Below are 22,324 nucleotides of genomic sequence, written 5' to 3' on the forward strand. Positions count from 1 at the left end.
GTGTGCGGACGCCATTCAGCGCGCAACACGCTGCGGCCGCCCATCCGCGCTAACATGCAGGTTTTCTCCCGCAGGAACGCCCCGCATGAACTCGCGCAGCCCCCTTACCGTCGCCCTGATCCAGGAGCGCAACCACGGTGACGCCGCCGCCAACCTGGCGGTGATCGAAGCACGCGTGGCCGAGGCGGCTGCGCAGGGTGCCAAGCTGGTACTGCTGCAGGAACTGCACAACGGCCCGTATTTCTGCCAGCACGAATCGGTGGACGAATTCGACCTGGCCGAATCCATTCCGGGCCCGAGCACCGAGCGCCTGGGCGCACTGGCGAAGAAGCATGGCGTAGTGCTGGTCGGCTCGCTGTTCGAGCGCCGCGCTGCCGGCCTGTACCACAACACCGCCGTGGTGTTCGAGAAGGACGGTACGCTGCTCGGCAAGTACCGCAAGATGCATATCCCGGACGACCCGGGCTTCTACGAGAAGTTCTACTTCACCCCGGGCGACATCGGCTTCAAGCCCATCGATACCTCGGTGGGCCGCCTGGGTGTGCTGGTGTGCTGGGACCAGTGGTACCCGGAAGCGGCGCGCCTGATGGCGCTGGCCGGTGCAGAACTGCTGCTGTACCCGACCGCGATCGGCTGGGACCCGGACGACGTGCAGGACGAGAAGACCCGCCAGCGCGACGCCTGGGTGCTGAGCCACCGTGGCCACGCCGTGGCCAACGGCCTGCCGGTGCTGAGCTGCAACCGCGTCGGCCACGAGGCGTCGCCGCTGGGCGCGTCGGGCATCCAGTTCTGGGGCAACAGCCACGTGCTGGGCCCGCAGGGCGAATTCCTGGCCGAGGCCGGCACCGAGGCCACCGTGCTGCTGTGCGATGTCGACCTGCAGCGCAGCGAGCACGTGCGCCGCATCTGGCCGTTCCTGCGCGACCGTCGCATCGACGCGTACGGTGACCTGCTCAAGCGCTACATCGACTGAGCCGGAGCCGCGCATGGCCGCCCTCATCCGTGATGCCGGCCCGGCCGACATCGACGCGATCACCGCGATCTATGCGGTGGAAGTGACCGACTTCGTCAACACCTACGAGTACGACATTCCGGACGCGACCGAGATGCTGCGCCGCATGCGCGACATTGTTGATCGCGGCTTTCCCTACCTGGTCGCCGAAATCGACGGCCAGGTGGCCGGCTACGCCTACGCCAACACCTACCGCACCCGCATTGCCTACCAGTGGACCGTGGAGAACTCGGTCTACGTCGATGCCGCGTTCCAGGGCAAGGGCGTCGGCACCAGCCTGCTGCAGGCCCTGATCGATGCCTGCGTGGCGCGTGGCTACCGGCAGATGGTGGCCGTGATCGGCGAACCGACCAATACCGCTTCGATCAAGCTGCACGAACGCTTCGGCTTCGAGCTGGTGGGCGTGTTCCGTGGCCTCGGCCGCAAGCATGGCCGCTGGCTGGACACCGTGCAGATGCAGCGCGCGCTCGGCGATGGCGCCGACACCGCACCCTCCAATGAATGAACCCATGACCGAAACCCTTCCCGAGACCGGCGACGATCTGTTCGCCGGCCAGCCGGTGCGCGTCGTCGAACGCGACGGCGTGCGCTACACCCTGCTGGGCACCGCCCACGTTTCGCGCGCCAGCGTCGAAGCAGTGGAGAAAGCCATCGACAGCGGCCGCTTCGATGCCGTTGCCGTTGAACTGGACCCGCAGCGCCTGCAGGCGCTGAGCGACCCGGATACGCTGGCCAAGCTCGACCTGGTCGAGGTGATCCGCAAGGGCCGCGTCGCCCTGTTCGCCGCCAACCTGGCCCTGTCCGCCTACCAGCGCCGCCTGGCCGAACAGCTCGACATCGAGCCCGGTGCCGAGCTGAAACGTGCGGTGGAACTCGCCCGCGAACGCAACCTGCCGGTGCACCTGATCGACCGCGAGGTCGGCCTGACCTTCCGCCGCGCGTCGCAACGGCTGGGCTTCTTCGGCAAGCTGAAGCTGGTTGCCGGGCTTGGCGCGGGCCTGTTCTCGTCGGAAGAAGTGGGCGAGAACGAGATCGAGAAGCTCAAGCAGGGCGACATGCTGGAGTCGAGCTTTGGTGAGTTCGCCAGCGAGAGCCCGGCGCTGTACGAAACCATCATAGGCGAGCGCGACCGCTACATGGCCACCCGCCTGCGCGAAGAACACGACCCGCACCAGCGCGAAGTGCTGGCAGTGGTCGGAGCCGGCCACCTGGCGGGTCTGGCACGCCACCTGGAAACCGACACCGAGGCACCGGCGCCGCTGCGCGCCGAGCTGGAGGCGGTGCCGAAGAAGCGCAACATCCCGTGGTTCACGCTGGGCATCCTGGCGATCGTGGCGACCGGCATCGGCGTAGGCTTCTACCGCGGCGGCCTGGGCGTCGGCACCGAGCTGCTGGCAACCTGGGCGATGTATACCGGCGGCCTGGCCGGCCTGGGTTGCCTTCTGGCCGGCGGTCACCCGCTGAGCATCCTCACCGCGATCGCGGTGGCCCCGTTCAAGCCGTTCCGCCTGAGCATCCCGACCGGCGCCTTCTCGGCACTGGTGGAAGCGCGTGTGCGCAAGCCAGCCTACGAGGACTTCCTGAAGCTGCGCGACGATGCGCAGAGCCTGAAGGGCTGGTACCGCAATCGCGTTACCCGCGTGGTGCTGACCTTCATGCTGACCAACATCGGCAGCATGCTCGGCCTGTGGCTGACCACGTTCAAGGTGTGGGGCAAGGTCGCCGGGTAAGCCTTTCAACCGGCCACGGAATCTGTAGCGCCCGAGCCCATGCTCGGGCGACGCCGCGACGCGGCGAACAGCAGCCGAGCATGGCTATGCCGGCCGTCCTGGCCGACACCCTCCGGGCCGTCGCAAGCGACGTTGGCAGCGGCTCCTGCCGCTGCCTTCGGCTCTATAGAGGCAAGCAGACGCGGCGAGCAAAAAAAGGGGGAGGCCGCCCCACTACGACCGGCCTCCCCCACACCACAACACGTTGGCGTGCGTTACAGCCGGGCAGCGCCCGGCTCTACCATTTCCACTCCACGCGCACGGCGGATCAGGCGCGTCACGGCATTACGCAGGTCATCGAGCACCGCGTAGATCGTCGGCAGGAACAGCAGGCTGACCACGGTCGAGAACGCCAGGCCGCCGGCAATCGCGCGCGCCATCGGCGAGTACTCCGGGCCATTGCCGAACATCTGCGTGTCGGTCAGCGAGATCGGCACCATCGCCAGGATCGCCGTGCCCATGGTCATCATGATCGGGCGCAGGCGTTCGCGTGAGCCTTCCACCAGCGCCTGGGTACGGCCCATGCCGCTGCGCCGCAGGTTGTTGATGTGCTCGATCATCACGATGCCGTTGTTCACCACCACGCCCATCAGCACCAGGATGCCGATGAAGGACATGATTCCGAACGAGGTGCCGGTGATCCAGAACAGCCAGAACACGCCGAAGATCGAGAACAGCACGCCACTCATGATTGCCGCCGGGAACAGCAGCGACTCGAACACCGCCGCCATCACCACGTAGATCATCACCAGCGCGATCAGCAGGTTGAACACCATCTGCTGCATCGCTTCGTCATCGTTGCCGTAGTCGCCGCCATCGAAGGTGAAGCCGTAGCCCGCCGGGAAGTTCATCGGCTTGAGCACGGCCTCTATCGCCTTGCGCCCGTCCGGTGCGGTGACCTTCCCGGCCAGGTTGGCCTTGATGGTCAATGTCGTCTGACGGTTGGTACGGCCGATCTGGGTGGCCGACGAACCAACGTCCACGGTGACCAGACTCAGCAGCGGCACGCTGCGGCCATCGCCGGTACGCACGCTGAAACCGGCCAGGTCTTCCGGGCTGCTCTGCTCGGCGCCGGCAAAGCGCACCCACACCGGCACTTCATTGTCACCGCGGCGGAACTCGCGCATCGGTGCGCCGCGCAGCGCCAGGCCGACGAAGCTGGCCACCTGTTCGGCGTTGAAGCCGAACGCTGCGGCACGCTCACGGTCGACGCGCACCTTCAGCTCGCCGCCCTTCTCGCCATTGTCGATGCGCACGTCCCGCAGTTCGGCACGCTGCGCCAGCAACGGCACCACTTCCTGGCCGATCTCCTGCAGCATCGAGCTGGAATCGCCGACCAGCTGCACCTGCACGCCCTGGTTGCCGCCCCCCCCGCCATCGCCGCCCTGGTTGCCGACGAAATAGTCGGTGCGGGCGGACTTCGGCAGGCCCTTGCGCAACTCTTCCTGCAGCGCCTTGATGTCCTTGGCGTACTTCTCGTCCAGGGTGACCACCGTGGAGCTGCCTTCCTGCTCGCTGTACCAGGAGTACACCTGCTTGACGTGCAGGCGCTCGCGGTTCTGGTCGATCCAGCTCTCCACGCGCGCCACTTCCTCGGACATCTGCCGGTAGGTGTAGGCGCCCTTCCACATGTAGCCGATGAAGATGTCCTTGCCGCCCTCGCCACCGAACATGTCGACCTTGGTCAGTTTCATCGGCACCAGGCTGACCAGCACCACGAGCAGGATGCCGAGCAGGCTCCAGCCGCGGTGATGCAGTGACCAGTCCAGCAGCTGTGCATACCGCCGTTGCAGGCGCGCGATCAGGCCGGTCTGCGAGTGCACCAGCTTGGGTGTGGCCATGCGTGCGGACAGCATCGGAATCAGGCTGACCGCGACCAGCCACGAGGCCAGCAGCGAGACCGAGATGGTGATCGCGATCTGCGCCATGAAGATGCTGATGTTGTTGGTCTCGCCGAACAGGTTCGGCACGAACACGATGCAGTGGCACAGCGTACCGGCCCTGAGCGCGATGGCCACGTTGCGGGTGCCGATGATCGAGGCCAGCCGTGGCTGTCCCGGCATGCGCTCGCGCTCCTGGTAGATGCTCTCCACCACCACCACGGCGTTGTCGACCAGCATGCCCACCGCGAGCAGCAGGCCCATCATGGTCAGGATGTTCAGCGTCACCCCGACGAAGTACATGAAGCCCAGGGTGATGGTGAAGCAGATCGGAATGGCCAGGGTCACCATCAGCGTCGACGGCCAATGGCGCAGGAAGAAGAACAGCACCGTCACCGACAGGATCAGGCCGACCGCACCGGCTTCGGCCAGTTCCAGCAGCGACGAGGTCACCGCCTTGCCCTGGTTGTCGATCACCTTGATCTGCACGTCGCGCATCGACGGCTGCGCGCGGATCGCCTCGACTTCGGCCAGCGCCGCACGCGAGACGTCCACCAGGTTGGCACTGCGCTCCTTGAAGATATCCAGGCCCACCGCCGGGTTGCCGTCCAGACGGCGCCCGTAGTTCATCCGCGCCGGCTTCAGGCGCACGTCGGCGATATCGCCCAGGCGCAGACCCTTGGCGTTGATCACCAGGTCGCGCATTTCCTGCAGGTCGGTGATCTCGCCCACCGGCTGCACGCGCACGCGCTGGCCGTTGTCGTCGATCTGACCGGCCGAGATCGAGAAGTTCAGCGTGCGCAGGCGCTCGCTCAGCTCGTTGATGCTCAACCCATGCGCGTTGAGCCGGTTCGGATCGATGGCGATCTCCACCTCGTTCGGCGGTGCACCGGTGATATCGACGCGGGCCACACCGGGAATACGCTCGATGCGCCGCTTGAACTCACGGTCGAGCATGTCATAGGCAGTGGTCAGGTCGGTGGTGCTGGCCAGCCGCACCTTCAGTACCGGCTGGTCACTGCTGGACCACTTGAACACGTTGTAGCGCTGCAGGTCGTCGGGCAGGTCGCTGCGGATCGCATCGATACGCTCGCGCGCGTCGGACGCGGCAATGGCGATGTCGCGGTCCCAGTCGCTGAACTCGATGTAGATCAGTGCCGCCTCGGAGGTGGCCGATGAGCGCATGCGCTTGATGCCGGTCATCGTCGCCAGCGACTCCTCGACCGGGCGGATGATGGTCCGCTCCACTTCCTCGGGCGTCGAACCGGTGTATGGGATCTGCACGAACAGGAACGGCGCGGAGATGTCCGGCAGCGCCTCCAACGGCAGCCGGAACGAAGCGATCAGGCCGATCACCACCAGCGACACGAAGCACATGATGGTGGTGACCGGGCGGCGGATGGAGAACTCGGCAACGCTCATGCCGGCTCCTCCACACCTGCCGTGCCGCCCTCGTCGCCATGCAGTCCTTCACCGGCATGCTTGCGGCCGCGCTCACGGTAGTAGGCGTCGCCGCGACGATCCATCAGGTCGTACACCACCGGGATCACCAGCAGCGTCAGCAGCGTCGACACCAGCAGGCCACCGATCACGGTGATCGCCATCGGTGCACGCACTTCGGCGCCCTCGCCCATCGCCACCGCCAGCGGCAGGAAGCCGAACAGCGTGCACAGCGTGGTCATGATGATCGGGCGCAGGCGCGAACGCGCACCTTCCACCAGCGCCTCATGCTTGGCCACGCCGGCTTCGCGCAGCTGGTTGACCTTGTCGATCAGGATGATCGCGTTCTTGGTGACCAGGCCGACCAGCAGGATCAGGCCGATGAACACCACCACCGAGATGGGCTTTCCGGTCAGCATCAGCGCCAGGATCGCACCGACCAGCGCCAACGGGATGGTGAACAGGATCACGAACGGATGCAGCAGCGACTCGAACTGCGAGGCCATCACCAGGTAGACCAGGAAGATCGCCAGGCCGAAGGCGAAGATCAGCGACTTCGCCGCCTGCGCCAGTTCCTCGCCCTGGCCGCCGATATGCAGGCCGACGCCTGCGCCCAGCGGCTGCTCGGACACCATCTGCTGCACTTCGCGCATGGCCGCGCCGAGGTCGATGTCGCGCAGGTTGGCCGACACCACCGCGACCCGCGTCTGGTCGGCACGATGGATCTCGCTGGGGCCGGTGGTGGCGACCACGTCGGCCACCGCGTCCAGGGTCACCGGGCGGGTGCTGCCCGGGTTGACGATCAGCCGGCGGATGCTGTCCACGCTGGCGCGGTCACCTTCCTGCGCACGCACCAGCACGTCGATCTTGCGATCACGGAAGCTGTAGCGGGTGGCGACGTCGCCACGCACCTTCTTCACCACCACGTCGGCGATCTGGCGGGTGGTCAGGCCCAGCGCACCCGCGCGTTCCTGGTCGAAGCGGATCTGGATTTCCGGGAAACCCTCTTCCACCGTCGATTTCACGTCGGCGTAGTGCGCATTGCCGCGCAGCATCGCCGCCAGGCGTTGCCCGGCCACTTCCAGGGTGGCCATGTCCTGCCCGCGCAGTTCGATTTCCAACGGCGTGGAGAAGCTGAACAATGCCGGCCGCGCGAAGTCGACCTGGGCGCCCGGGTGCTGGCTCATGGTGCCGCGCAGGCGCTCGGTGATTGCTGCTTCGGTACGCGCGTTGCCACCACCTTCCATCACCACAGTCAGCTTGCCGATGTTCTCACCGCTTTCGGTCGGACTGGCATCCAGCCGGGTGCCGCTGCCACTGACGCCATACAGCGAGGCCACGCCCTCCCCCTTGCCGTGCGCCAGCTGCAGCTCGCGCACCAGCGCATCGGTCTGCTTGAGCGGCGTGCCGGCCGGCAGCTTCACCGTCATTTCGAACCGGTCCTGCGCCAGCTGCGGAATCAGGTCCGCGCCAAGCATCGGTACCAGCGCCATGGTCGCCACGAAGATGATGGCTGCCACGCCCAGCACCTTGCCGGGATGCGCCAGCGCACTCGGCAGCAGGCGCAGGTAGCCTCGCTCGGCGCCTGCATAGGGTTTCATCGCCAGGTCGCTGGCCTTGCGCATTACCGGGCCGACCACTGCCACCACGCCACGCCACACGCGCACGACAAGCCAGGCCAGCGCATAGAAGCTCCAGCGCACGCTGGCAACCACGCCACGGCGGCCCAGCGCGACCGGCTTCTGCCAGCGCTTTTGCGGCTGCCATGCTGCGTTCGGCGCCTCTTCCGGGAACGCCAGCGGTGGCCGCCCCTTCAGCGAGCTCAGCATCGGGATCAGGGTCATCGACACCAGCAGCGAGATCGCGATGGCGATCGCCACGGTCAGCGCCTGGTCGCGGAACAGCTGCCCGGCGATGCCGTCGACGAACACCAGCGGCAGGAACACCGCGATGGTGGTCAGGGTCGAGGCGACCACCGCCATGCTCACTTCACGGGTGCCGGCGATCGCCGCCTGCAGGATGCCCAGGCCACGCTCACGGGCCTTGGCGATGCTCTCCAGCACCACGATCGAGTCATCCACCACCAGGCCGGTGGCCAATGCCAGGCCGCCCAGCGACATCACGTTCAGGCTCAGCCCGAGCTGGCCCATGAAGAAGAACGTGGCGATGATCGAGACCGGCAACGACAGGCTGATCACGAACGTGCTCCAGCCATCGCGCAGGAACAGGAAGATGATCAGGATCGCCAGCAGGCCACCGATCACCGCGTCCTTCTTGACGTCGGCGATGGCGTGCTCGATGAAGCGCGACTGGTCCTCGATGGTGGTCAGCTCGACGTCCGACGGGAACGTGCCCTTGATCTGCTCCAGGCGCTTGCGCAGCGCTTCGGCGGTGGACACGGTGTTGGCGTCGCCTTCCTTGTAGATGGCCAGCTCGACCGATTCCTTGCCGCCCAAGCGGATGATCGCTTCACGCTCCTTGTAGCCCTGGCGCACGGTGGCCACGTCCTTCAGGCGCACCGGCACGCCGTTGGCGACGACGCTGGAGCCCGCACCTGACGATGCGCTCTGCGCCGCCGAAGCCGCCGCGATGGCCGCTGCCGAACCGGTCGAGGCAGCAATGTTGAACATCTGCTGCAATGCCGAGTCGGCCGCGCTGCCGTTCGAGCCCTGGGTGGTCACCAGCAGGTTGCGGATCTCCTCCAGGTCGGCGAACTGGTTGACGGTACGCACCAGGAAGCGCTGCGAGCCCTCCTCCAGGCGGCCGCCGGAGATGTTGATGTTCTCGTCTTTCAGGCGCTTGATGACGGTGTCGATCGGCAGGTTCAGCTGCGCCAGCTTCTGCTGGTCGATGTCGACCTGGATCTCGTCCTCCAGTCCACCGCCGACCTTCACTGCCGCCACGCCGGTGACCGGCTCGAGCTTCTTCTTCAGGTCTTCATCGGCATAGCGGCGCAGGCCGGTCAGCTCGCGGACCGCGTCGGCATCGCTGGCCGGCGCGACCTTGTTGGACAGCACCAGGCGCATGATCGGCTCGGTGGACGGATTGAAGCGCAGCAGCACCGGGGCCTTGGCCTCCAGCGGCAGGTTCAGCGCTTCCATCTTGTCACGCACCTCCAGGCTGGCCTGGTCCATGTTGGTGCCCCAGGCGAACTCCAGCACCACATCGCTCTGGCCGGTGCGCGAGACCGACTTCAGCTTGCGCAGGTTCTTGACCACGCCCACCGCTTCTTCAACCGGCTGGGTGATCAGGGTTTCGATTTCGGTCGGCGCCGCACCGGTGTATTCGGTGCGCACGGTCAGCGTCGGGTAGCTCAGGTCGGGCAGCAGGTTGACCTTGAGGTTGCCGAGCGCGATCAGGCCGAACAGCAGCAGGGTGACCGTGCACATGGCGATGGTCACGCGGCGGCGCGTGGCGAATTCCACCAGGCCGCCGCGCATGCCGGCGGCGGCGCCGTCGCTCGCCGGCGAGGCACCGTGGTCGTGGCCCGGGGCGGTCATTGCTTGCTCCCGGCCTTGTCTGCGGGCTTGGCGGCCGCCGCGACCGCCTTCGCCTTCGGATCGGCAATCACCTGCACCGTGGTGCCGTCGCGCAGGGCGACCTTGCCGGCGGTGACCACCTGATCACCGGCCGCCAGGCCATCACGGATCTCCACCCACGGGCCCTCGGCGTAACCCAGCTTGACCGGAACGCGTGCGACCTTGCCTTCGCGCACGCGGAACACCGCAGGTTCACCGTCATCGAGCAACGCCAGGCGCGGCACCACCAGCGCATCGGCACGCTGGTCGTAATCGATGCGGATGCGGCCGAACATGCCGGGCTGCAGCGCGTGGGCGGCGCCATCGAAGGCACTGACCACGCGAAACGTGCCGCTGCCCGAGTCCACCACCGGCGCGATGCGGTCAACGGTGCCGGTGAAGCTCTGGCCCGGCAGTGCGTCGGCCGCCAGCGTCACCGGCTGGCCGGCGCGCAGGGTGGCCAGCTCACGTTCGGGTACGTTGAGGGTGGCCTCCAGCCGCGAGTTGTCGACGATGCGGAAGATCGGTGTATTGATCTGCACGAAGTTGCCGGTCTTGATCGAGCGTGAGGCGATCACACCGGAGATCGGTGCCACGACCGTGGTGTAGGACAGCTCCAGCGTGGCCAGGCGGTACTGCGCACGGACGTTCTCCAGGTCGTAGCGCAGCTGGTCGACATCGGCGGCGCTGACCATCTGCTGGCCGACCAGCTTCTGTGCGCGCTGGTAGTTGTTTTCCAGCTTGCGCATCTGCGCTTCGCTCTGCGCCACGGCCAGGCGCGCGCGGTCCGGGTCCAGCCGCACCAGCGGCTGGCCGGCGGTGACCCGCTGCCCTTCCTCGACCAGCACCGCCAGGGCTACGCCGGAGGTCTTGGCGACCACCTGCGACTCGGCACGTGGCTCCAGCGCCGCGGTGCCGGTGTAGCTGGCTGCGACGGCACGATGGCTGGCCACCGCCACTTCGACCGGGACTGCGTCGACCTTCTTCTCCTCCTTGGTCTCGGCAGCCTTGGCTTCGGAATTGGGCCCTGCGGCGCAACCGCCCAGCAGCAGGGAGGTGGAGATCAGCAGTGCGGCAGCGCAGATTCCGCTGCGACGGCCGGACAGGAAGGTTGGGTGCGACATCGTCGAGTCCCTGGAGGATGTGTGGACAGGTGTGGTAGCAAAGTAATGCACCACTTCACGGCAACACCATATCCCAAAGGTCATGGTGTCTTCACGCCGCTGGTCGGCCCGCCCCCATTTCAGCTAGATGAAACCTGAGGCTATACTCGGGTCGTTCCGTACCCCACGCCGGAACGACCAGACCCGAATCCCCGGAAACGACACCATGCGCCCGCAGCCGCTCGCCGCTTGTCTCGCTCTGGCCGTCCTCCTGCCCCTTGGGGCCGCCGCACAGCCCGCTCCCGCTCCTGCCACACCCGCCCCGGCGCCTGCCGCCGCGCCGGCGCCTGCCACGCCCACCGGCAACTTCGACAATGGCCGTGTCCTGGCCTATACCTGCCAGGGGTGCCACGGCATCACCGGCTACAAGAACGCCTACCCCAGCTACCGGGTGCCGAAGATCGGCGGCCAGACCCAGCAGTACCTGGCCCAGGCCCTGACCGAGTACCGCCAGGGCAAGCGCCGGCATCCGACGATGCAGGCGCAGTCGATGAGTTTCAGCGAACAGGAGATCGCCGATCTCTCTGTTTACCTGTCCACCGTCAAGTAAGGCCCGCCCATGTCGAAAGCCGCGCATCCGATGCGTCACGCCATCGCCCTGTCCGTTGCCCTGCTGCTGGCGGCCTGTTCGCAGTCGCAGGTGGAAAACAGCGAGAAATCCGCCGCCGACCCGGGCCATGCCAGCGGCGAACACGGCTCTTCGTCCTCCGCCGGCCTGCCGGCAGGCCGCGAGGCCGCCGGTGAAGCCCGCGCCAAGGTGAAGGGCAAGGCCACCAACCAGAGCTGCATCGACTGCCATGGGGCCGACGGCAATGCGCCGATCGATCCGACCTATCCGAAACTGGGTGGCCAGTACGGCGACTATCTGGCGCATGCGCTGCAGGCCTACCGCGCCGGCGACCGCCAGCATGCGCTGATGACGCCGCAGGCGAAGGACCTGAGCGATCAGGACATCGCCGATCTGGCCGCGTATTTCGGCAGCCGGCCGAGCCAGTTGCGGGATCTGCACGGGGTCAAATGACGGCCGGCCCCCCGGCCGGTGCGGACCGTCGGTTGGTAGGCGCGGACCGTTGGTCCGCACAGATTCCGGATATCCACGCATGGCGTGGATCTGCTGAGCCGAGCGTGGGCTCGGCTCTACATCAATCGGCGCAACCGCTGGCGCCGGTCAACGCTCAGCCTTCCAGCTCTTCCCAGCGCGCGTACGCGGCATCCAGCTCGGCCTGCACCTTGGCCAGCTGCTGGGTGTGCGCGGTCACTTCGGCACTGCTGCGGGTGTAGAACGACGGATCGTTCATCGCCGAGGTCAGCCCTTCGACATCGCTTTCCAGCTTCTCGATGGTCTTCGGCAGCTGCTCCAGCTCGCGCGCTTCCTTGTAGGCCAGCTTGCGCTTGGGCGCAGCCGGGGTGGCAGCAGCCGGCGCGGCAGGGGCTGCGGCTGCCGGCTTGGCGGCGGGGGTCGCGGCAGGTGCTGCCACGCTGGCCGCATAACGCTGCCAGTCGCTGTAGCCACCGACGTACTCGCCGATCACGCCGTCGCCTTCCATCACCAGCGTGGAGGTCACCACGTTGTCGATGAAGTCACGGTCATGGCTGACCAGCAGCAGGGTGCCGGTGTACTCGCCCAGCAGCTCTTCCAGCAGCTCCAGGGTTTCCACGTCCAGGTCGTTGGTCGGTTCGTCCATCACCAGCAGGTTGGACGGCTGCGCGAACAGCTTGGCCAGCAGCAGGCGGTTGCGCTCGCCACCGGACAGGCGGGTGATCGGCGCACGTGCGCGTTCCGGGGTGAACATGAAGTCCTGCAGGTAGGCATGCACGTGCTTGCGCTTGCCGTTGAACTCGAGGAAATCGCGGCCTTCGGCCACGTTCTCGATCGCGCTCCAGTCTTCGCGCAGCACCGCGCGGTACTGGTCGAAATAGGCGATCTGCAGGTTGGTGCCGGCGTTGACTTCGCCCTTGGCCGGCTGCAGCTCGCCCAGCAGCAGCTTCAGCAGCGTCGTCTTGCCGCTGCCGTTGGGGCCGATCAGGCCGATGCGGTCGCCGCGCATGATGGTGGTGGTGAAGTCGCGGACCATGGTGCGCTCACCGAAGGCGAACGAAATATCCTTGACGTCGATGACCTTCTTGCCAGAGCTGATGCCCTGCGCGGCTTCCATCTTGACGTTGCCGCTGAGATCACGGCGCTGCGAACGCTCCACGCGCATCGCCTTCAGGCGGCGCACGCGGCCCTCATCGCGGGTGCGGCGCGCCTTGATGCCTTGGCGGATCCAGACCTCTTCCTGCGCCAGCAGCTTGTCGAAGCGCGCGTTTTCCTGCGCCTGCGCGTTGAGGCGTTCCTCCCGGCGACGCTCGTAGTTGGCCCAGTCGCCCGGCCAGCTGGTGACCTGGCCGCGGTCGATCTCGACGATGCGGGTGGCCAGTGCACGCAGGAAGCGGCGGTCATGGGTAACGAACACCACGCTGCCGCTCCAACCCTTCAGGAACGCTTCGAGCCAGTCGATGGCTTCGATATCGAGGTGGTTGGTCGGTTCGTCCAGCAACAGCACGTCAGGGCTGGACACCAGCGCGCGGGCGAGCAGCACGCGGCGCTTCATGCCGCCGGACAGGCGGCCGAACTCGGCCTCGCCGTCCAGGTCGAGCTTGGTCAGGGTTTCGCTGACGCGCTGATCGAGGCCCCAGCCGTTGGCGGCGTCGATCTTGGCCTGCACGTTGCCCAGGGCTTCGCCATCGAAGACCTCGGCATGGCTGAGATGGTGGAACTCGGCCAGCCACTGGCCCAGTTCACCGAGGCCATCGGCGACGACGTCGAACACCGAGCCGGCGGCGCCGTGTGGCACTTCCTGCTCCAGGCGGGTGACGCGCACGCCCTGCTGCACGCGGACTTCGCCGTCATCGGGCTTGTGGTCGCCGGACAGCAGCTTGAGCAGGGTGGATTTGCCGGCGCCGTTGCGGCCGATCAGGGCGATGCGTTCGCCCGGCTCGATCGACAGTTCGGCCTTTTCCAGCAACAACGGGCCGCCGACGCTGAAGTCGACGTTCTGCAGAGTAATCAGAGGCATCCGGATATTGTACGGGTTGGGGGCGTCGGCCGGGTTGCACCCGGCACCCGCGGTAGTGCCGGCCGCTGGCCGGCAACCTCAACGGCAACGTCAAAAGCTGGTTTCCTGTGGGACGGCGGGGCGCGGATCCCGTCGTGGAATTCGCGCTGTGCGGATGGATCCCGGCTACCCCACCTCCCCCAGCAACGCCTGCAACCCGGGCAGCCATTGCTTGCCGGGGTGGCGCACCAGCCACAGGGTGCGCTGAAGGGCGGGCAGCGGCGTCTCGAGCACGCGCAGACGACCCAGCGCCAGCGGCTCTTCCAGCGCGTGACGCGAAAGGCAGGCCAATCCGAGGCCGGCGATCGCAGCCTGCTTGATCGCTTCGGTATTGCCCAGCTGCAGGGTCTGGGCGAAACCTCGCAGATGCGGCAACAGCGCCTGCTCCACCGCTTCGCGGGTGCCGGAGCCCGGCTCACGCAGCAGCCAGCGTGCGCGGCGCAGTTCGTCCAGCGTCCAGCGCGGCGGCGCGTCGGCGGCGGCGACGATCACCAGCGGATCCTGCTGCCAGGCCGTGACCTGCAAACCGCGTTCATGGCACGGGCCTTCGATCAGGCCCGCGTCCACATCCAGGCGCTGCACGGCGGCCACTACGCCGGCACTGTTGTCGATGCGCAGGTCGACCTCGGCCTGTGGCGCCTGCCGCAGCAGTTCCGCAATGCGCGGCGGCAGCAGGTAGTTGCCGATGGTGGTACTGGCGGCCAGCACCAATCGCAGCGGTGCTCCCTGCGACGGGTCGCCGCCGGCGGCCAGCTGCCGCTCCAGATCGGCGGCATTGACCAGCAGGGTGCGCGCCGGCTCCAGCAGTGCGCGGCCGTGCCCGTTCAGCGCCAGGCGACGACCGATGCGGTCGAACAGCGGAGTACCGAAATGCGCCTCCAGTTCCTGCAGGGCGGCACTGCTGGCCGATTGCGAGAGCGCGATGGCCTGGCCCGCAGCCGTGGTACTGCCGTGATCGGCGACGGCAACGAAGACTTGGAGCTGGCGCAACGTCAGGCGCATTACCGTTACCTTCTGGACAGGTAGATTTCACCCATATTATTCGTTTTACAGGTCATGAACGAAGGCGCACGCTTGCCTCGTCACCACAGCCCTGCCCTGCCATGAACGCCCCCGCTCTCTCCTCCTGGTCCCTGCCCGCCCTGCGCCAACGCTGGCAGCCGCGCCTGCCCGGCCTTCTGCTGGTGGGCCTGATCGCGGCGGCATCGCTGTACCTGGCCGAGCTGCCCTGGCTGCAGGCGCATGGCCTGAGTGCACTGACCGTCGCCATCGTAGCCGGCATCGTGGTCGGCAACACGCTCTACCCTCGGCTGGCGCCGAGCAGCGCGGCCGGCGTCGGTTTCTCCAAGCACTGGCTGCTGCGTGCCGGCATTGTGCTGTACGGCCTGCGCCTGACCTTCCAGGACATCGGTCATGTCGGCGTCAGCGGCGTGCTGATGGACGTGCTGGTGGTCGCCAGCACCTTCGGCCTGGCCTGTTGGCTGGGCGTACGTGTGTTCAAGATGGAACGCGAGGCGGCAATGCTGATCGGCGCCGGCAGCGCGATCTGCGGTGCGGCAGCGGTGATGGCCGCCGAACCGGTGGTGCGCGGCCGCGCGGCACAGGTCACGGTGGCGGTGTCGACGGTAGTGGTGTTCGGCACGCTGGCAATGTTCCTGTACCCGGCGCTGTATGCGCTGGTGCAGTCGCACGGCTGGCTGGCGATGGACGCACGGCGGTACGGCCTGTTCACCGGCGCGACGGTGCATGAAGTAGCACAGGTGGTGGCGGCCGGCCGCGCGGTCAACGAAGCGGCGGCTGACACCGCGGTGATCACCAAGATGGTGCGGGTGATGCTGCTGGCGCCGTTCCTGGTCGTGTTGTCGTTGTGGCTGGCGCGTGGCGGCAAGGCCAGCGCCGACGGCAGCAAGGCGCGCATCGTAGTGCCGTGGTTCGCGTTCGGTTTCGTGGCGGTGGCCGGTTTCAATTCACTGCACCTGCTGCCGGCCGGCCTGCAGGCCGGGCTGGTGCAGCTGGATACTGTGCTGCTGGCGATGGCGATGGCCGCACTGGGCCTGACCACCCATGTCTCGGCGCTGCGCCAGGCCGGCCTGAAGCCACTGCTGCTGGCGCTGATCCTGTTCGCCTGGCTGCTGTTCGGTGGCCTGGTGATCCACCAGGGTGTGTTGGCGGTGCTGGGCTGAGCAGGAGCGTACCGACCAGGGTCGGCGCCCACCCGTAGATCCACGCCATGCATGGATGGCGGCTCCAATTGGGGATCAGAGCCCTTTCCTGCGGAAAGGGATCCGACCCCACCCCATTAGACGGGACCGGCCACGCGGGCGGGTACAATGCGCCATGACTGATTTCTCGACCCTGCCGCTGAGCCCGGCCCTGCAGCCCGGCCTGGACGCCCTCGGCTACACCACCCTCACCCCCGTGCAGGCGCAGAGCCTGCCGGCCATCCTCGATGGCCGCGATGTGATCGCACAGGCGCCGACCGGCAGCGGCAAGACCGCCGCCTTCGGCCTGGGCCTGCTGCAGGCCATCGACCCCAGCCTGATCCGCGTGCAGGCGCTGGTCCTGTGCCCGACCCGCGAACTGGCCGACCAGGTCGGCAAGCAGATCCGCAAGCTGGCCACCGGCATTCCCAACCTGAAGCTGTTGCTGCTGGTGGGTGGCGTGCCGCTGGGCCCGCAGCTGGCCTCGCTGGAAGGCCACGATCCGCACGTGGTGGTCGGTACGCCCGGCCGCGTGCAGGAGCTGGCACGCAAGCGCGCGCTGAATCTTGGCGCGGTGCGCACGCTGGTGCTGGACGAGGCCGACCGCATGCTCGACATGGGCTTCGAGGAGCCCATCCGCGAGATCGCCGGCCGCACCCACAGGGATCGCCAGAGTCTGCTGTTCTCCGCCACCTTCCCCGACAGCATCCGCGCCATGGCGCGTGACCTGCTGCGCGACGCGGTGGAGGTGACCGTGGAAGGCGCCGACCAGGCACCGGCCATCCGCCACCTGTTCTGCGAGGTGGAACCGGCGCATCGCCAGAAGGCGCTGGCCGGCCTGCTGTTGAAGTACACGCCGGAATCGGCGGTGGTGTTCTGCAATACCCGCAAGGACGTGGACGAAGTGGCCAACTCGCTGCAGCAGTTCGGCTTCTCCGCACTCGCCCTGCACGGCGACATGGAGCAGCGCGACCGTGAGGAAGTGCTGTTGCGGCTGGCCAACCGCAGCTGCAACGTGCTGGTCGCCAGCGACGTCGCCGCGCGCGGACTGGACGTGGAAGAGCTGGCGGCGGTGATCAATTACGAGCTGCCGACCGACGTGGAGAGCTACCAGCACCGCGTGGGCCGTACCGGCCGTGCCGGTGCCAGCGGCCTGGCGATCAGCCTGGTGGCTGGCCGCGAAAAGACCCGCGCCGAAGCCATCGAAGCGCAGATGGGGCGACCGCTGGATTGGCAGAAGACGCCACTGGCGACCTCGCGCCCGGCCGAGTTGCCGCAGGCGGCGATGCGCACCCTGCGCATCGACGGCGGCAAGACCGACAAGCTGCGCCCGGGCGACATCCTCGGCGCACTGACCGGCGATGCCGGCCTGTCGAGCAAGTTCATCGGGAAGATCGCGATCTTCCCGACCCGCTCCTATGTGGCGATCGCGCGTGAACAGGCCAACAAGGCCGTCGCCAGGCTGGAAGCCGGCAAGATCAAGGGCCGTCGTTTCCGCGTACGGATGATGTGATTGAAGCCGCGTTGCCAACCACGGTTGGCAACGACCGGCTCCCGGTTCTTCGCTCTGGTAGATGCCAAACTTGGTTGGCATTCACCCTTCGATCAGAACACCAGTTCGGTGTGCAGTGGCAAGCCCGCCTCCCAGCGGGCCCGGCCGCCCAGGCCGTCGAGCTCGACCAGCACGCCTGCACCGACCACTTCAACACCCAGGCGGCGAACCAGCGACAACGCAGCGACCAGCGTGCCGCCGGTGGCCAGCACGTCATCGATGATCGCGACGCGGGCACCGGACGGCAACGCGTCGGCGTGCACTTCGATGCAGTCGCTGCGGTACTCCAGCGTGTATTCCTCGCGCAGCACCTGGCCCGGCAGCTTGCCCGGCTTGCGCACCGGCACGAAGCCCACGCCCAGCTCCAGTGCCATCGCGGCGCCGAGGATGAAACCACGCGATTCGATGCCGACCACCGCGTCCAGCTTCTGGTCGCGCCAACGGTCGGCCATCGCGGTGATCGCGCCGCGGAAGTCCTCGCCGTGGGCGAGCAGCGGCATGATGTCCTTGAACAGGATACCGGGCTTGGGGAAGTCGGCGATGTCGCGCAGGCGGGAGGCCCACTGCGGAACGACAATGGCGTCGGTCATGTCACATTGGCTATCTGATGGCGGCATAGGGTACCTGTTCCGGGCGCCGGCTGCCTGTTGGGGGTGTCGGCAGGGCTGCGCCCTGCACCTGCGGAAGCTTCAAGCAACGGCAACGGCAGAAGCTGGTTTCCTGTGGGATGGCGGGGTGGATCCGATGGCGGGAGACGCCGTAAACCCGTCCATGGGGGCTTGGCCGCGGCATCCATGCCGCGGACACTCCCGCCACCGGACCCACCCCGCCTTCGACAGATTTCTGCGATCTGTCGGGCATTGCGTTCTGTAGGTCCACGCCATGTCTGGATGAATCTTCATCGAAATCGAGTATTTCGAAGATTGAACGAAGAGCATCCACGCATGGCGTGGATCTACCGTGTCGACCAAGGTCGACACCTACCCACAGCAGCGGGAATCTGTCGGAGGTGGGGCGGTGTGGGGCTGCAGGACCGTTGGCGCCATGGATGGCGCCATCGAGCCCCCATGGGCGGGTTTACGGCGTGTCCTGCAGCCCCACACCGTCCCGCCAGACCATCAGCAATCCAGAGCCGCTTTGGCTTTGGCCGTTGCTTGCGCGGTGGTCTCTGCAGGTGCAGGGCGCAGCCCTGCCGAAACCCAGCCTCAGGAACTGCAGGACAGCATCGAGCAGCCGGCGCGGTTGTCGGCCCACGCCGGGCGCTTGCCAGCGAAGTGCTCGAGCCCCGGGCGTTCGGTGTATGGGTCGCGCAGCACGTCCTGCAGCGCATGCACACCGCCGAGGTCACCCTGCTCTGCGCGGTCGATCGCCTCCTGGGCCAGCCAGTTGCGCAGCACGTACAGCGGGTTGGCCGCTGCCATCTTCGCCAAGCGTTCGCTGGCCGCCAGCGGATCGCTACGCAGGCGCGCTGCGTAGTCCTGCAGCCATTGCTGCAACGGCGCCTGTACCGCCTGCTTGCGCGCCTCGTCGTAGTACACCGCGTCCAGAACCGTAGCGTCCGCTGCCGACGGGTCGATGCGCATCAGTGCACGCCAGGCCAGGGTCATGTCCATGGCGCCCTCCTGCATCAGCTGCTGCCAGCGCTGGTAGAGCTGCAGGTCGTCATCGTCGGCAGCAGCCAGCCCCAGCTTCGATGCAGCATCGCGACGCGTGCAGGCCACGAAGGTGGACTGGTAGGCCGCCAGGCCCGCCTGCAGCGGTGCGACATCGGCGAACAGCGGCGACAGCGCCTGCGCCAATCGGCTCAGGTTCCAGTACGCCACCTGCGGCTGGGTGCCGAAGCGGTAGCGGCGCCCCTGGGCGTCGGTGGTGTTCGGCGTCCAGTCCGGATCGAAGTCCTCGACCCAGCCATAGGGGCCGTAATCAAGTGTGAGACCGAGCACGGACAGGTTGTCGGTGTTCATCACGCCGTGCACGAAGCCGACACGCATCCAGTGCGCGATCATCTCGGCGGTGCGCACCGCGATCTGCGCGAACCAGTCGCCATACAGTGCCTCGCCCTGCCCCTCCAGCCCGGGGAAATCACGGGCGATGCAGGTGTCCACCAGCTGTTGCAGCAAGGCAGTCTCGCCACGCGAGGCCGGCAGCTCGAACGAACCGAAACGCAGGAACGACGGCGAGACCCGGCACACAATGGCGCCAGGCTCGGCACGCGGGTGGCCGTCATAGAACATGTCGCGCACCACCTCCTCGCCGGTACCGACCAGCGACAACGCGCGCGTGGTCGGCACGCCCAGGTGGTGCATCGCTTCGCTGCACAGGAACTCGCGGATCGACGAGCGCAGCACTGCCCGTCCATCGGCACCGCGCGAGTAAGGCGTCGGCCCGGCCCCCTTCAGCTGCAGCTCCCAGTGGCGGCCATCCGGTGCCACCAGCTCGCCCAGCGAGATCGCACGTCCGTCGCCGAGCTGGCCGGCCCAATGGCCGAACTGATGGCCGCCGTAGTTGGCTGCCCATGGCTGCATGCCGGCGTACAGTGCATTGCCGCCAAACACCTGCGCGAAGCCTTCGCTTTCGACTTCAGCGGTATCGAAGCCAAGCATCGCGGCAACATCCGGCGCCCAGGCCAGCAGTGTGGGCGCCGTCACTGGAGTCGGCATCACCGGCGACCAGGCCGCGCCCAGCACTTCGCGGCGGCGCGGGCCGGATTCGGGGTCGCCCGGCAGGGTGTGCAGCAGGCGGTTGTCGAAACGGAGGCTGTCGGTATCCATGGTGCTGAAGATGGGGGCGGCCGCCGCCCGCCTCAATTGCCGCTGAGCGCCTGCAGATGCCCGCCATGGGCTTCGGCACGCTGGTAGGCCGGGCGCTCGCTGATGCGCTTGAGGAAGCCGCGCAGCGCCGGCTTGTCGTCGAGCCCACCGCCACGCGCGGCAGCGGCCTGGATCGGGAAGCTCATCTGGATGTCGGCCGCACTGAAGCGCTCACCGGCAAACCACGGGCTTTCAGCCAGGCGGCGCTCCATCCAGTCCAGATGCAGCCGCCGCTGCGGGCCGATGAAGCCGCGCTCGGCCTTGTCGGCAATGCTGCGTGCGATCGGGCGCGCAAAGAACGGCATCGGCGCGTTGCGTATGCGGCCCATCACCAGGGTCAGCAGCAGCGGCGGCATCGCCGAGCCTTCGGCGTAGTGCAGCCAGTAGCGGTAGGCGATGCGTTCGGCCCCGTCGGCCGGCATCGGTGACGGCGACAGCTGGCGTTGCGTGTCGTAACGGTCAGCGAGGTAGTCGAGGATCGCACCGGACTCGGCCAGTACCAGCTCGCCATCCTGCAGCACCGGCGACTTGCCCAGCGGATGCACGTTGCGCAGTTCCGGCGGCGCCAGCAGCGTCTTCGGGTCACGCGGATAGCGGCGCAGTTCGTAGTCCAGCCCCAGCTCCTCCAGCATCCACAGCACGCGCAGCGAACGGGAGTTTTCCAGGTGATGAACGATGCGCATGGGGACGATCCTCGGGAAGGCCTCCATCCTACCGCGCCGGCTGCATGCCCTTTGTAGAGTCGAGCCATGCTCCACTGTCTTTGAAACCAGTCGAGCGTGGCTCGACTCTACAAAAAACAGCGGGCAATAAAAAACGCCGGAAGCTCTCGCTTCCGGCGTTCTGGCTACCCAACGGTAGCAGACGGATTAGACCGCCTGCACCTGGTCAGCCTGCATACCCTTCTGACCCTGGACGGCGATGAAGGTAACCTTCTGGCCTTCCTGCAGGGTCTTGAAGCCGGTGCCCTGGATCGCGCGGAAGTGCACGAACAGGTCCGGGCCGCTTTCCGGGGTGATGAAGCCGAAGCCCTTGGCGTCGTTGAACCACTTGACGGTGCCGGTCTGACGTTCAGACATTTTACTAACTCCTGAAACACATGTTGAAAAAAATCGCAGCCACCGGGTATCGGGGCCGAGACTGAGTTGCAGGCGTTGGTAAAGCGGATCGATGAGCGGATCGTGAGATCAACTGCACCAGGCCACGATTCACGGTGACCCTAGCAAACACAGTGGGTCGCACGATACGCGTGTTTTCCGCAAAAAGCGATAGTCCCGACGTTCATGGGACCAGGTCACCCGCTAGGCGTGACAAGGGTTGGCAGCCGTTCGCGGCTAACCCCGAGCCCCTATTCAGGTTTTTCCTACCCTACACTGGGGAAATGACTGAAGCTGAAACCCCCGCTGAATACGCGCCCCCTCGCATCTGGGTGGACGCGGACGCCTGTCCCACTGTCATTCGCGACATCTTGTTTCGTGCGGCTGAACGGGTGGGGATCGAACTGACCCTGGTCGCCAACCAGTGGATCCGCACCCCGCCCTCTCGCTGGCTGCGCTCGATCCAGGTGCCGCAGGGCCTGGACGTGGCCGACAGCGCCATCGTCGAGCGGGTCGCCGCCGGAGACCTGGTCGTCACCCAGGACATCCCACTGGCTGCGCTGGTGCTGGAGAAAAAGGCCGTGGCGCTGAATCCGCGCGGCCAGCTGTACACGCCGAACAACATGGCCGAGCGGCTGTCGATGCGCAATTTCATGGAGGAACTGCGCGGCGCCGGGGTCCAGACCGGCGGACCGCCGCCCCTGGGACCCCGCGACCGGCAGCTGTTCGCCGCCGAGCTGGACCGCTGGCTGGCGCGACGCCCGGCCCGCTGAGCGCCTGGCCG

General features: G+C 67.1%; 17 protein-coding genes. 8 read left to right on the top strand and 9 right to left on the bottom strand.

Annotated features, from left to right (window positions below; all coding sequences use genetic code 11):
* The first annotated feature begins 85 nt into the window (after nucleotides 1-85).
* Genes AC2A1N_RS10025 through AC2A1N_RS10035 form a run of 3 tightly spaced genes read left to right on the top strand, consistent with a single transcriptional unit; the run spans nucleotide 86 to nucleotide 2,742 of the window.
* Nucleotides 86-973, top strand: coding sequence for a carbon-nitrogen hydrolase (locus tag AC2A1N_RS10025; protein WP_053499677.1), 888 nt, complete (start codon nucleotides 86-88; stop codon nucleotides 971-973).
* 13 nt (nucleotides 974-986) lie between these two features.
* Nucleotides 987-1,517 (top strand): GNAT family N-acetyltransferase, encoded by a 531-nt coding sequence (locus AC2A1N_RS10030; protein ID WP_242893777.1) that lies wholly within the window; start codon nucleotides 987-989, stop codon nucleotides 1,515-1,517.
* A 4-nt stretch (nucleotides 1,518-1,521) separates the two neighbouring features.
* Complete coding sequence (locus tag AC2A1N_RS10035; RefSeq protein ID WP_088496762.1) at nucleotides 1,522-2,742, top strand: TraB/GumN family protein; 1,221 nt, start codon at nucleotides 1,522-1,524, stop codon at nucleotides 2,740-2,742.
* 254 nt (nucleotides 2,743-2,996) lie between these two features.
* Here AC2A1N_RS10035 and AC2A1N_RS10040 read toward each other — a convergent pair whose 3' ends face one another.
* The 3 genes from AC2A1N_RS10040 to AC2A1N_RS10050 are packed head-to-tail and all read right to left on the bottom strand — an operon-like array spanning nucleotide 2,997 to nucleotide 10,743.
* Nucleotides 2,997-6,083: an efflux RND transporter permease subunit gene (locus AC2A1N_RS10040; protein WP_484372183.1), complete on the bottom strand. Its 3,087-nt coding sequence runs from the start codon at nucleotides 6,081-6,083 to the stop codon at nucleotides 2,997-2,999.
* A complete protein-coding gene (locus tag AC2A1N_RS10045) occupies nucleotides 6,080-9,601 on the bottom strand; it encodes an efflux RND transporter permease subunit (protein WP_429001062.1) in 3,522 nt (1,173 codons plus the stop codon). The genes AC2A1N_RS10040 and AC2A1N_RS10045 overlap by 4 nt, the downstream gene beginning before the upstream one ends.
* On the bottom strand, nucleotides 9,598-10,743 hold the full coding sequence (locus tag AC2A1N_RS10050) for an efflux RND transporter periplasmic adaptor subunit (protein ID WP_049411461.1): 1,146 nt from the start codon (nucleotides 10,741-10,743) through the stop codon (nucleotides 9,598-9,600). Before AC2A1N_RS10050 ends, AC2A1N_RS10045 begins: the two co-directional genes overlap by 4 nt.
* Nucleotides 10,744-10,948: 205 nt before the next feature.
* Here AC2A1N_RS10050 and AC2A1N_RS10055 point away from each other — a divergent pair, with 205 nt between their 5' ends.
* Both AC2A1N_RS10055 and AC2A1N_RS10060 read left to right on the top strand, forming a co-directional pair.
* Entirely contained in the window at nucleotides 10,949-11,332 is a 384-nt protein-coding gene (locus AC2A1N_RS10055; protein WP_061477913.1) for a c-type cytochrome, read from the top strand.
* A gap of 9 nt (nucleotides 11,333-11,341) precedes the next feature.
* Entirely contained in the window at nucleotides 11,342-11,803 is a 462-nt protein-coding gene (locus AC2A1N_RS10060; protein ID WP_005416218.1) for a c-type cytochrome, read from the top strand.
* Nucleotides 11,804-11,957: 154 nt separating this feature from the next.
* On the opposite strand, the gene AC2A1N_RS10065 is transcribed toward AC2A1N_RS10060, so the two are convergent.
* The gene (locus AC2A1N_RS10065) at nucleotides 11,958-13,841 is read right to left on the bottom strand and encodes an ATP-binding cassette domain-containing protein (protein WP_061477914.1); all 1,884 of its coding nucleotides are present in this window, start codon (nucleotides 13,839-13,841) and stop codon (nucleotides 11,958-11,960) included.
* A 165-nt stretch (nucleotides 13,842-14,006) separates the two neighbouring features.
* The gene (locus AC2A1N_RS10070; RefSeq protein ID WP_061477915.1) at nucleotides 14,007-14,882 is read right to left on the bottom strand and encodes a LysR family transcriptional regulator; all 876 of its coding nucleotides are present in this window, start codon (nucleotides 14,880-14,882) and stop codon (nucleotides 14,007-14,009) included.
* A 101-nt stretch (nucleotides 14,883-14,983) separates the two neighbouring features.
* Here AC2A1N_RS10070 and AC2A1N_RS10075 point away from each other — a divergent pair, with 101 nt between their 5' ends.
* On the top strand, nucleotides 14,984-16,063 hold the full coding sequence (locus AC2A1N_RS10075) for a YeiH family protein (protein WP_242893783.1): 1,080 nt from the start codon (nucleotides 14,984-14,986) through the stop codon (nucleotides 16,061-16,063).
* A 154-nt stretch (nucleotides 16,064-16,217) separates the two neighbouring features.
* Complete coding sequence (gene dbpA / locus AC2A1N_RS10080; protein ID WP_242893786.1) at nucleotides 16,218-17,594, top strand: ATP-dependent RNA helicase DbpA; 1,377 nt, start codon at nucleotides 16,218-16,220, stop codon at nucleotides 17,592-17,594.
* 92 nt (nucleotides 17,595-17,686) lie between these two features.
* Here dbpA and AC2A1N_RS10085 read toward each other — a convergent pair whose 3' ends face one another.
* From AC2A1N_RS10085 to AC2A1N_RS10100, 4 genes are all read right to left on the bottom strand, one after another.
* The gene (locus AC2A1N_RS10085) at nucleotides 17,687-18,223 is read right to left on the bottom strand and encodes an adenine phosphoribosyltransferase (protein ID WP_061477918.1); all 537 of its coding nucleotides are present in this window, start codon (nucleotides 18,221-18,223) and stop codon (nucleotides 17,687-17,689) included.
* A 615-nt stretch (nucleotides 18,224-18,838) separates the two neighbouring features.
* Complete coding sequence (locus AC2A1N_RS10090) at nucleotides 18,839-20,404, bottom strand: protein adenylyltransferase SelO (protein ID WP_242893790.1); 1,566 nt, start codon at nucleotides 20,402-20,404, stop codon at nucleotides 18,839-18,841.
* 32 nt (nucleotides 20,405-20,436) lie between these two features.
* Nucleotides 20,437-21,126, bottom strand: coding sequence for a glutathione S-transferase family protein (locus AC2A1N_RS10095; protein ID WP_057500523.1), 690 nt, complete (start codon nucleotides 21,124-21,126; stop codon nucleotides 20,437-20,439).
* 186 nt (nucleotides 21,127-21,312) lie between these two features.
* The gene (locus tag AC2A1N_RS10100; RefSeq protein ID WP_005416210.1) at nucleotides 21,313-21,522 is read right to left on the bottom strand and encodes a cold-shock protein; all 210 of its coding nucleotides are present in this window, start codon (nucleotides 21,520-21,522) and stop codon (nucleotides 21,313-21,315) included.
* Between the two features lie 302 nt (nucleotides 21,523-21,824).
* On the opposite strand from AC2A1N_RS10100, the gene AC2A1N_RS10105 reads away from it, so the two are divergent.
* Nucleotides 21,825-22,313 (top strand): YaiI/YqxD family protein, encoded by a 489-nt coding sequence (locus AC2A1N_RS10105; protein ID WP_111097299.1) that lies wholly within the window; start codon nucleotides 21,825-21,827, stop codon nucleotides 22,311-22,313.
* Nucleotides 22,314-22,324 lie beyond the last annotated feature (11 nt).

Source organism: Stenotrophomonas maltophilia group sp. SKK55, assembly GCF_057179845.1.

Coding starts and splice junctions, on each gene's coding strand:
- AC2A1N_RS10025 (WP_053499677.1), top strand. CDS start 86: ATGAACTCGCGCAGCCCCCTTACCGTCGCCCTGATCCAGGAGCGCAAC.
- AC2A1N_RS10030 (WP_242893777.1), top strand. CDS start 987: ATGGCCGCCCTCATCCGTGATGCCGGCCCGGCCGACATCGACGCGATC.
- AC2A1N_RS10035 (WP_088496762.1), top strand. CDS start 1,522: ATGACCGAAACCCTTCCCGAGACCGGCGACGATCTGTTCGCCGGCCAG.
- AC2A1N_RS10040 (WP_484372183.1), bottom strand. CDS start 6,083: ATGAGCGTTGCCGAGTTCTCCATCCGCCGCCCGGTCACCACCATCATG.
- AC2A1N_RS10045 (WP_429001062.1), bottom strand. CDS start 9,601: ATGACCGCCCCGGGCCACGACCACGGTGCCTCGCCGGCGAGCGACGGC.
- AC2A1N_RS10050 (WP_049411461.1), bottom strand. CDS start 10,743: ATGTCGCACCCAACCTTCCTGTCCGGCCGTCGCAGCGGAATCTGCGCT.
- AC2A1N_RS10055 (WP_061477913.1), top strand. CDS start 10,949: ATGCGCCCGCAGCCGCTCGCCGCTTGTCTCGCTCTGGCCGTCCTCCTG.
- AC2A1N_RS10060 (WP_005416218.1), top strand. CDS start 11,342: ATGTCGAAAGCCGCGCATCCGATGCGTCACGCCATCGCCCTGTCCGTT.
- AC2A1N_RS10065 (WP_061477914.1), bottom strand. CDS start 13,841: ATGCCTCTGATTACTCTGCAGAACGTCGACTTCAGCGTCGGCGGCCCG.
- AC2A1N_RS10070 (WP_061477915.1), bottom strand. CDS start 14,882: ATGCGCCTGACGTTGCGCCAGCTCCAAGTCTTCGTTGCCGTCGCCGAT.
- AC2A1N_RS10075 (WP_242893783.1), top strand. CDS start 14,984: ATGAACGCCCCCGCTCTCTCCTCCTGGTCCCTGCCCGCCCTGCGCCAA.
- dbpA (WP_242893786.1), top strand. CDS start 16,218: ATGACTGATTTCTCGACCCTGCCGCTGAGCCCGGCCCTGCAGCCCGGC.
- AC2A1N_RS10085 (WP_061477918.1), bottom strand. CDS start 18,223: ATGACCGACGCCATTGTCGTTCCGCAGTGGGCCTCCCGCCTGCGCGAC.
- AC2A1N_RS10090 (WP_242893790.1), bottom strand. CDS start 20,404: ATGGATACCGACAGCCTCCGTTTCGACAACCGCCTGCTGCACACCCTG.
- AC2A1N_RS10095 (WP_057500523.1), bottom strand. CDS start 21,126: ATGCGCATCGTTCATCACCTGGAAAACTCCCGTTCGCTGCGCGTGCTG.
- AC2A1N_RS10100 (WP_005416210.1), bottom strand. CDS start 21,522: ATGTCTGAACGTCAGACCGGCACCGTCAAGTGGTTCAACGACGCCAAG.
- AC2A1N_RS10105 (WP_111097299.1), top strand. CDS start 21,825: ATGACTGAAGCTGAAACCCCCGCTGAATACGCGCCCCCTCGCATCTGG.